At 35.0% G+C, this 9,657-nt stretch carries 10 protein-coding genes; 9 read left to right on the top strand and 1 reads right to left on the bottom strand.

From position 1 onward, the window contains the following. Positions 1 to 167: 167 nt before the first annotated feature. From KI356_RS23640 to KI356_RS23620, 5 genes are all read left to right on the top strand, one after another. Positions 168 to 860 carry an FMN-dependent NADH-azoreductase gene (locus KI356_RS23640; RefSeq protein ID WP_212936638.1) on the top strand — a complete coding sequence of 231 codons (693 nt, stop codon included), beginning with the start codon at positions 168 to 170 and terminating at the stop codon, positions 858 to 860. Between the two features lie 238 nt (positions 861 to 1,098). Continuing rightward, positions 1,099 to 2,457 carry a branched-chain amino acid transport system II carrier protein gene (gene brnQ, locus KI356_RS23635; RefSeq protein ID WP_128281416.1) on the top strand — a complete coding sequence of 453 codons (1,359 nt, stop codon included), beginning with the start codon at positions 1,099 to 1,101 and terminating at the stop codon, positions 2,455 to 2,457. An 88-nt stretch (positions 2,458 to 2,545) separates the two neighbouring features. Further along, positions 2,546 to 2,965 (top strand): VOC family protein, encoded by a 420-nt coding sequence (locus tag KI356_RS23630; RefSeq protein ID WP_002118323.1) that lies wholly within the window; start codon positions 2,546 to 2,548, stop codon positions 2,963 to 2,965. A gap of 440 nt (positions 2,966 to 3,405) precedes the next feature. Then, positions 3,406 to 5,055: a copper resistance CopC/CopD family protein gene (locus KI356_RS23625; RefSeq protein ID WP_212936637.1), complete on the top strand. Its 1,650-nt coding sequence runs from the start codon at positions 3,406 to 3,408 to the stop codon at positions 5,053 to 5,055. Between the two features lie 34 nt (positions 5,056 to 5,089). After that, the gene (locus KI356_RS23620) at positions 5,090 to 5,710 is read left to right on the top strand and encodes a YcnI family copper-binding membrane protein (protein ID WP_212936636.1); all 621 of its coding nucleotides are present in this window, start codon (positions 5,090 to 5,092) and stop codon (positions 5,708 to 5,710) included. Between the two features lie 42 nt (positions 5,711 to 5,752). On the opposite strand, the gene KI356_RS23615 is transcribed toward KI356_RS23620, so the two are convergent. Next, positions 5,753 to 6,658 (bottom strand): DMT family transporter, encoded by a 906-nt coding sequence (locus tag KI356_RS23615; protein WP_212936635.1) that lies wholly within the window; start codon positions 6,656 to 6,658, stop codon positions 5,753 to 5,755. Positions 6,659 to 6,755: 97 nt separating this feature from the next. Between KI356_RS23615 and KI356_RS23610 the strand changes: the two genes are divergently transcribed. From KI356_RS23610 to KI356_RS23595, 4 genes are all read left to right on the top strand, one after another. Beyond that, positions 6,756 to 7,625 carry a LysR family transcriptional regulator gene (locus tag KI356_RS23610; protein WP_128281411.1) on the top strand — a complete coding sequence of 290 codons (870 nt, stop codon included), beginning with the start codon at positions 6,756 to 6,758 and terminating at the stop codon, positions 7,623 to 7,625. Positions 7,626 to 7,745: 120 nt separating this feature from the next. Further along, positions 7,746 to 8,177, top strand: coding sequence for an Rrf2 family transcriptional regulator (locus KI356_RS23605; RefSeq protein ID WP_212936634.1), 432 nt, complete (start codon positions 7,746 to 7,748; stop codon positions 8,175 to 8,177). Between the two features lie 71 nt (positions 8,178 to 8,248). Further along, complete coding sequence (locus KI356_RS23600) at positions 8,249 to 8,899, top strand: DsbA family oxidoreductase (RefSeq protein ID WP_212936633.1); 651 nt, start codon at positions 8,249 to 8,251, stop codon at positions 8,897 to 8,899. Between the two features lie 67 nt (positions 8,900 to 8,966). Beyond that, a complete protein-coding gene (locus KI356_RS23595) occupies positions 8,967 to 9,569 on the top strand; it encodes a nitroreductase family protein (protein WP_128281409.1) in 603 nt (200 codons plus the stop codon). Positions 9,570 to 9,657: the final 88 nt, after the last annotated feature.

Below are 9,657 nucleotides of genomic sequence, written 5' to 3'. Positions count from 1 at the left end.
ATATACTCACTTACATAAGGTAATTAAATAACAAAAAGTTATACTTAAAGTTTAGACAATGTATTTAAATGAGATAGTTTCAGCGATTTATGATGAAACCTTTTCTTGGAATAAGATTTTTAATGCTGATGAATAATGAATATGAAAAGAAAGATTAGGTGAAGAAAATGGGGTTATTTAGCTCATTATTTGGTAAAAAAGAAGAAATTACGAAAGTAGAGGAGAATAAAACAATGTCAAAAGTATTATTTGTAAAAGCAAACGATCGTCCAGCGGAGCAAGCAATTAGTTCAAAAATGTATGAAACATTTGTAAGTGCTTATAAGGAAGCGAACCCAAATACAGAAATTGCAGAGTTAGATTTATTTGCATTAGATCTTCCTTATTACGGAAATATCGCAATTTCAGGTGGATATAAACGTAGTCAAGGAATGGAGTTAACAGCTGAAGAAGAGAAGGCCGTTGCTACGGTAGATAAATATTTAAATCAGTTTTTAGAAGCTGATAAAGTTGTATTTGCATTCCCATTATGGAACTTTACAGTGCCAGCGCCATTAATCACGTATATTTCATATCTTTCTCAAGCTGGAAAAACGTTTAAATATACAGCAAATGGTCCAGAAGGTTTAGCTGGTGATAAGAAAGTAGTTGTATTAGGTGCTCGTGGTTCAGATTACTCTTCAGAACAAATGGCTCCTATGGAAATGGCAGTTAATTATGTAACAAATGTGCTTGGGTTCTGGGGGATTACAAATCCGGAAACAGTTGTTATTGAGGGACACAATCAATATCCAGATCGTTCACAACAAATTGTTGAAGAAGGTTTAGAGAACGTTAAGAAAGTAGCTGCGAAATTTTAATTAATGATAGTAAATGGAAAAACCAACATGGATGACCATGTTGGTTTTTTAGTCTGTTTTCTATGTTAAAAAATGTATATTTATAAAATAAATGAAAAGTTTGAAAATAGTATTGCAAAATATTATATATCAAACTATAATGAGTTCAAGAATAGTTGATACTTAAATTAAATATTCAGAAAATTCAATTAGTTAAAATTGGAAAATGAAATAAGGAAATTTGAATGGGGGTTATATTATGGCGAATAAAGTACCGTTTTCGTTCATAGTAGTTATCGGATTAATGTTATTTGCACTATTTTTTGGAGCAGGAAATTTAATATTCCCAGCGATGCTAGGTCAATCGGCAGGAGAGAATGTATGGATTGCTAACGCTGGATTTTTAGTTACAGGAGTAGGTTTACCATTACTAGGCGTATTAGCATTTGGTTTTTCGGGTAAAGACGATTTACAGTCATTGGCAGGTCGTGCTCACCCAGTATTCGGGATTGTGTTTACAACAGTTTTATACTTAGCGATCGGTCCGTTATTTGCAATACCAAGAACGGGAAATGTTTCTTATGAAATTGGCCTTAAGCCGTTTATGCCAGAGGGATTAGGTTCTACACCGTTAATTATTTTTACAATTATATTCTTTAGCATCACTTGTTTTTTTTCGCTAAATCCTGCGAAAATTGTCGATATTGTTGGAAAAATATTAACGCCAATTAAATTAACATTCATCGGTATTTTAGTAATCGTTGCTTTTATTCATCCAATTGGCGATATGCAAGCACCGGCTGAAGGCTATACATCACATGCATTCTTTAAAGGGTTCCAAGAAGGATACTTAACGATGGACACGCTTGCATCATTCGTATTCGGAATCATCATCATTAATGCAATTAAAGAAAAAGGTGCAAAAACGAAAACACAAATTATGGTCGTTTGTGCAAAAGCGACAATCATTGCAGCATCTATTTTAGCAATTATTTATACAGCTCTTTCTTATATGGGAGCTTCAAGTGTTGCGAAGCTTGGACATTTAGAGAACGGCGGAGAAGTATTAGCAAAAGTTTCTAACTACTATTTCGGATCATATGGCGGAGTATTATTAGGGTTAATGATTACAGTTGCTTGTTTAACAACTAGTGTGGGACTTGTATCAGCATGTTCTTCATTCTTCCATAAGTTATTCCCAAATGTTCCTTACAAAGCAATCGCAATCACGCTATGTGTATTTAGTGCAATTGTTGCAAACGTAGGATTAACACAATTAATCGCAGTTTCTGTACCAGTATTAACAGCAATTTATCCACTAGCAATTGTATTGATTTTCTTAACATTCTTCCATTCACTATTTAAAGGAAGAGCTGAAGTTTATCAAGTGAGTTTAATCGTAACATTTATCATCAGCTTATTCGATGGATTAAGTGCAGCTGGAGTTAACATTGAAGTAGTAAGCCAAGTGTTCACTAAATTCCTTCCGATGCAGGAAGTAGGATTAGGCTGGATCTTCCCAGCGATTATCGGTGGATTTATCGGATATGGCATTAGCGTTTTAAAAGTGAAAAATCAAGTTCAACCAGCAGCTAGAGCGGATAAGAAAATAGGTTAAAGAAAAAAGTTATAGAATTTTTGATTCTATAACTTTTTTTGTTACTATTGATAAGGATAGAAAAAATAAAGTAGTAGGGGAAAAGTACATGAAAAAAACAATTGATCATATCGGAATCGCAGTTCGTGATATAGATAGTACGATACGTTTTTATGAAAAGGTATTGTTAGGAACTTTAATAGATCGTTACGTAAGTGAGGCACCAGGTGTGGAAAGCGAAGTAGCCATTCTTGAAGTAGATGGTGATAGAGTTGAATTACTGGCGCCTACGAATAATACGACATCTCCAATAGCACGATTTATTAAACAAAAAGGGAAAGGTGTTCATCACGTTGCATATCGTGTAGATGATTTAGATGTAGCTTTAGAGGAATTGAAAGAACAAGGAATTCGAACATTAGAGCATACACTTCGAATTAATAAGCACGGTAGAAGATTAATTTATCTTAACCCAGCGGATACAGAGGGTACAATCATTGAGTATTGTGATTATCCGGAAGAGAAATAGAAGAAGGATATTTTTTAAAAAGGTGTTACGTGATAATGTAACGCCTTTTTATTTATCCCGCTATTTGTGGGCAGTTAGACTCCCACCTCAAAGGTCGGCGAATGCGAGGAATTTAAGTGGGAGAATGACTGCCTGTAAAAGCCCCACTGATTAAAGTTTCACTTTATGTATTTCACATTTTCTTCACAAATGATTCACGAGAACTTTTCTTCTTAGGGAACTTACATAAATATATTTTATGATATAATTACAATCGACTTTAAAAATATAAGTTATTTCAATTAGAGTAGTTACTATTATATTAGTAGTTCAAAGGTGGGTAGAAATTAAGTATCATATTGTATGGAAATTTATACTTAATCAGGTTAATATTTCGTCAGAAAATCAAACTAGGAAGTATAAAGTAATGAAAGTGTAGCGATGAAGAAGAAAGAAGTGAAATGAGTGTGAAAGTAATGAGAAGGTTAGGGGCATGGCTATTAATAGCATGTGTGCTTATTATATTGATACCAAAAAGCGCGTCTGCTCATGCGTATGTTGTGAAATCAAATCCTGCTGAAAATGAAACGTTGAAGAAAGCACCAACTGTCGTGAAGATTGAATTTGATGAGGATATACAAGTTTCACATTTTAATACATTGTTCGTAAGAGATACCTCAGGTAAAAGAGTAGATTTAAAAGATGCTCATATTGATAAGAAAAACAAAAAATTATTAGAAGCTGGGTTAAAAGAGAATCTCAAAAATGGTCTCTACTCTATTCAGTGGAAAGCTATTTCAGCCGATGGACATCCAATTCAAGGAGTTATTCCATTCCGTATTGGATTAGCAGAAGCGGGAGCAGACGATGTACAAGTAGAAGAGATGGGGTATGTCCCGCAAATCGATATGATTATGGAACGCGGGGTTCTATATACAAGTTTCTCACTATTTTTAGGAGTTCTATTCTTTAATCTTATTATATATAAAGGGAATGCAATAGAAGTTCACTCAAGGAGTAAGAGAATAATATGGATATCATTAATTGGTATATTCATTAGCTTACTATTCAATCTACCATTGCAAGCGAAAATAAATGCTGATGTTTCGTGGTTAGAAGCATTTGATCCACTATTATTAAAAGAAACATTGCAACTATCTGTTTTTGGTTATGTATGGATCACTCAAATGGCTCTTATTAGTACGCTTATAATTATTACATATTTTGCGGTGAAGCGTGAGAAGCTTTCATCGTTTAAAGTATGGAGCATTCCAATATTACTGTTTATTGGGTTACTCGTTATGAAAGCATTTAATAGTCACGCATTTGGTTTGAAGTTTAAAGACATTGCTGTTGTTATGGACTTTCTACATTTATTCGCAGCTTCGTTATGGATTGGCGGTCTATCATCAATTATTCTGCTTTTACGTAAAGAGGATGACAAGTGGACTATGTATTGGGATGCAATTAAGCGTTTTTCACCATGGGCAACAGGTGCTGTCATAGTAATTTTATTAACAGGTCTTTTTAACAGTACATTTTTTATTCCCACGATTCATTCCCTATTTGATACGAAGTACGGATTAGCATTATTAACAAAGATACTTTTATTCGTTTGTATGGGGATATTGGGAATTGTTCATTATGTGAAAGGGAAAATGCGAGCGCAGCAAGGATTAGGAGCTACCGTGAAAGTAGAGTTTATCATTGGAATTATCGTTTTCGTAATCGTAGCTTTTATGACAAACATACAAACACCGCCGATGCCTCCTACTGGACCTTTTACAGAGAGTAAACAATTAGATAATGGATACGAACTTACTTTGCATGTAAGTCCTAATAAGGTAGGACAGAATACATTTCATATTACTTTGAAGGATGAGAATGGACAGCCTGTTAATGATATGGAACAAATTGTATTGACGACTCAATCGTTAGATATGAATATGGGAAAAGGCTCATTTAAAGTTTCGGCAGTTTCACCGGGAGAATATGAAGCGGAAGGCATGTATATTAACATGACAGGAAACTGGAATATACATGTTCATGGATTAACAAAATCTCTTGATAGCTTCGATACAGATTATAAATTTATTGTAGGTGGCAGATAAAAAGAAGCTATGTATGAAAAGGAGTTAATAGAAAATGAAGCATATAAAAAAATTAGGAACAACAATGATCGCAACAATAATTGCAATGGGAATCTTTTCGTTACCTGTTAGTGCTCACGTAACTGTAAAACCAGCAACTTCGGATGTTAACTCTTGGGAGACTTACACGATAAAGGTGCCAGTTGAAAAAAATATGGCAACGACAAAAGTCACACTGAAAATACCAGCTGGCGTCGAGTTTCAACAGTATGAACCAGTGCCAGGATGGAAAGTAGAAGAACAAAAAGATGCGGCTGGAAAAGTTAAAACGGTAATATGGGAAGCAACAGGAGAGGGGATTTTACCTGGTCAGTTCCAACGGTTTACTTTCGTTGCTAAAAATCCAGATAAAGAACAAAAAATAGCTTGGGATGCATATCAACAATATAAAGATGGAGAAATTGTTGAATGGACAGGCGATGAGAAAGCTGAGAAACCACATTCACTTACTACGATTGCAAAAGGTACGTCCTTAACTGGAGAACATGGAGAAGTATCTAGTGTAGGAAAGAATGAAAGTACAAGTAATATGCAAACGATAGCAATTGTCTTATCTATTTTGGCGATTTTATCGTCGATTGGTACGTGTGTTTTTGTAGTACGTCGTAAAAAGTAAGATATAAGAAAGAGCCTACAAGCAGTAGGCTCTTTCTCGTATTTATTTCACTTCAACTTGCTGCCTTACAGCAAGTGTTTTCGGCTTTATATTTACACAACAAATACTTACCACAATAAATAAAAGTCCGATGAATAAGCTAATTGTAATGGCCTCATGTAAGAAAATTGAACTTACAATAATAGCAATAAGAGGGATAAGGAATGTATAAGCCCCAACTTTACTCGCTTCACCAGCTCCGACAAGTGTGAAGTAAGCGAGCCATCCCATTGCAATAACAAAGAACGAAATAAAGAGTAGCACACTAACAAATGGAATACTCCAAGCGATACTAGACCAGCTTTCAAATTCTGAACCAAATCCGATTAAGAAAAGTCCGCCGATAATAAGCTGAAGTGTTACCATCCAAATGGCATTAACGCGGTGGCCGTTTTTTTTAATAAATACTGTGCCAAGTGCCCAGCCAATAGCGCACCCTAAAGCAAGTAGAACACCGATAATAGAAATATGTCCAGTTAAACTACTAGAGCTAATAACCCCTACACCGATAAATCCAAGAATAAGTCCGAAAACTTTCAAGCCATACATTGCCTCTTCAAGCCAAATCCATGAGAAAATGCCGAGTAAAACTGGTTGGAGAAATACGATTGCGGAGAAGAGTCCGGCGGGCATATACTGAAGTCCGACAGTTTGTAGTCCGTAAAATAAAATAATATTGAGTAAAGATGAAATAAAGTATAAATGCCAAGTTTCTTTTAAATGTAACTCTTTGTATTTCGGTAATGCGAAAATAAGTAGGATAAATCCTCCTATTAATGTTCTAATCCCTGCAAAGAGTACGGGTGGTGTGTAATGCAGAGCGAATTTTGATAACGGCCAATTAATTCCCCACATAATAACGAGAAAGGTAAGGATTATGGCCGTCTTAGTTCGAGAAAGCTGTATCACTGTAAGACCTCCTTGTTGTCATTCATTTCACTATGATATGATATCGACTATGATAAATAAAATGAATCTTTTTTATAAGGAGTATAAGTGATTAGTTATGACCATTACACAACTTCAAGTTTTAATAAAAACAGTTGAGTTAGGGAGTTTTACGAAGGCTGCCCGGATGTTAAATATGACGCAGCCAGCTGTAAGTCATGCGATTTCAAGCATTGAGTCAGAGTTAGGAGTTACCATTCTTATACGCGATAAACGAAAAGGGCTAATCGTTACGGATGTTGGAAGTAGAATTCTTGTACATATTAGAGAAATCTTAAGCGGCGTTGAGAAGATTGAACAAGAAGTGGCGATGGAGAAAGGGCATGAAGTCGGAACAATTCGAATCGGGAGTTTTCCGAGTGCCTCGGCATATTTTTTACCGAAAATGATTAATATCTTTCGTGAAAAGTATCCGAATTTAGAAGTAGTTCTTTGTGAGGGGGCGCTTAAAGAAGTAGAGGACTGGCTATTATCACGGGTCATTGATATTGGAATTGTTATTTTGCCAAATAAAGATATGGAAATAGTCCCAGTCACGAAAGGGAAGATGGTTGTAGTATTAAGGGAAGATCATCCCCTTTGTAAGAAAAGTTCTATTATGATAAGTGATTTAGAGAACGAACCGATTATACTATTTAAAGGTGGATATGAACCGCCGATTATTGACATGTTCAAACAAGCAAACGTGCCACTTCGAGTTGAGTATGCGGTTTCGACCGTTACTACATCATTAAATATGATTCAAGAAGGATTAGGCATTGCCATATTAGCTGAATTATCTTTAACGAATTTACCAAAGAACGTGCAAACGCGAGAATTGGAGCCGAAAGTATGGCGAGAGATTGCTTTAGCTGTTCCTTCATTAAAGGAAGCTTCACTTGCTGTTCAGTTATTTATTGAAGAATTCCAAGAGTTGTTTACAGAGTAAGAAGGGATGTCTCATATAATGTAATGAGACATCTTTTTTATTTGCTTTAAAAAATCTGCAAAAAGGATTGACTTATCTTTTTGTTGTAACTATAATGATTACATCAGGGTGGTGATCAAGATGAAAATTAGTAGCCGCTTTTCTATAGCTGTTCATATTTTATCGATTTTGAAAAACAATCCATCTTCACTTTGTACTTCGGACTATATGGCCGAAAGTGTAAATACAAATCCGGTAGTCATTCGTAAAATAATGTCTTACTTGAAACAGGCTGGATTTGTTTACGTAAATCGTGGGCCGGGTGGCGCGGGATTATTAAAGGATTTACATGAAATCACATTGTTAGATGTGTATCATGCAGTGAATGTAGTAGAAGAAGACAAACTATTTAACATTCATGAACAACCAAATCCAGATTGTCCAATTGGAGCAAAGATTCAAGTGGTGTTAGAAGTTATATTAATTCAAGCACAATCCGCAATGGAAGAAGTTTTGAGAAATATTACGATGGGGCAGTTGTTTGAAACTTTGCAAGAGAAAATGAATGCTTAAATAATATTTATATTTTTTTATCATTAATGTAACTACAATTATTACAACTATAAAGGTAAGGTGTAAAAATTATGACTGTAAAAATGAAAGTATACTCAGACTTTATATGTCCATTTTGTTTTTTAGCAAAAGGTCCATTAGATGAAGTAGCGAAAGAGAAAGACGTAGAAATTGAATGGATGCCATTTGAATTACGTCCAAGTCCATATTCTAAAATAGATCCTTGGAACGAACCAGAAAAGTTAGGTTCATGGGATGCTTTCATCCTTCCTACAGCGAAGAAATTAGGAATTGAAATGCGCTTACCACGTGTTTCACCGCATCCATATACACATTTAGCTTTCGAAGGATGTGAATTTGCGAAAGAACGTGGACTAGGAAATGAGTATCATCACCGCGTATTCACCGCATTTTTCCAAGAAGAACAAAACATTGAGGATATTGATATTCTAACAAAATTGGCGGTAGAAGTAGGGCTTCCTGAAGTTGAATTTAAAGATGCTTTAGTAACTCGAAAATATAAAGAAAAACATCAAGCAGCAATTCAGCACGCATATGATGAAGCGAATATTATGGCGGTACCAACTGTCATGATTGGTGATGAAGTCATTCAAGGGCTTGCTAGTAAAGAAACGCTAGAAAGAGTAATTGATAAAGAAATCGAAAAGGATAAAACAAATTCATTTGAGGGAATGCAATGTAATACGGATGGATATTGCTAATTCGTTTTGCATGAAAGAATCGAATTGATTTGTTTAAATAAAAAAACATACATTTGGAGGAATTAAAATGTCAGCAACTACAACAAACTTAAAAGAAGCAATTGTGAACCGCCGTTCAATTCGTAAAGTAACAAAAAATGATGCAATTACGAAAGAAAGAATTGAAGAAGTTTTAAAAACTGCTTTACATGCACCAACGTCTTTCAATATGCAAAGTGGCCGTATGGTCGTATTAATGGATGGAGAGCATGAAAAGTTTTGGGATATCGTAAAAGAAACGCTTAGATCACGCGTACCAGCAGAAAACTTTGAAGCGACTGTAGAAAGACTAAAAGGTTTCCATGCAGGTGTAGGAACAGTTCTATTCTTTGAAGATCAAGCTACAGTAGAAAAAATGCAAGAAAATGCACCATTATATAAAGATCAGTTCCCATTCTGGTCTCATCAAGGAAATGCAATGTTGCAACATACTGTATGGATGTTATTATCTGCTGAAGGAATTGGCGCATCATTACAACATTACAATCCAATCGTAGATGCTGAAGTAAAAGAAACTTGGAACATTCCAGCAGAGTGGAGCTTAGTAGGACAAATGCCATTTGGTGAGCCAAATGAAGAGCCAGGAGAAAGAACATTCTTACCTACTGAAGATGTAGTGAAATTTTATTAAGAAATACAATTCAAGACCAAAATTTAAAAAAGTTAGATAAAAGAAAGGACAATACATATTAGTCAAATGTAATATGTATTGTCCTTTC

This window comes from Bacillus hominis (assembly GCF_018332515.1).
GTDB lineage: Bacteria > Bacillota > Bacilli > Bacillales > Bacillaceae_G > Bacillus_A > Bacillus_A hominis.
The sequence above is the reverse complement of the archived record's forward strand: the minus strand, read 5'-3'. Positions and strand labels throughout refer to the sequence as shown.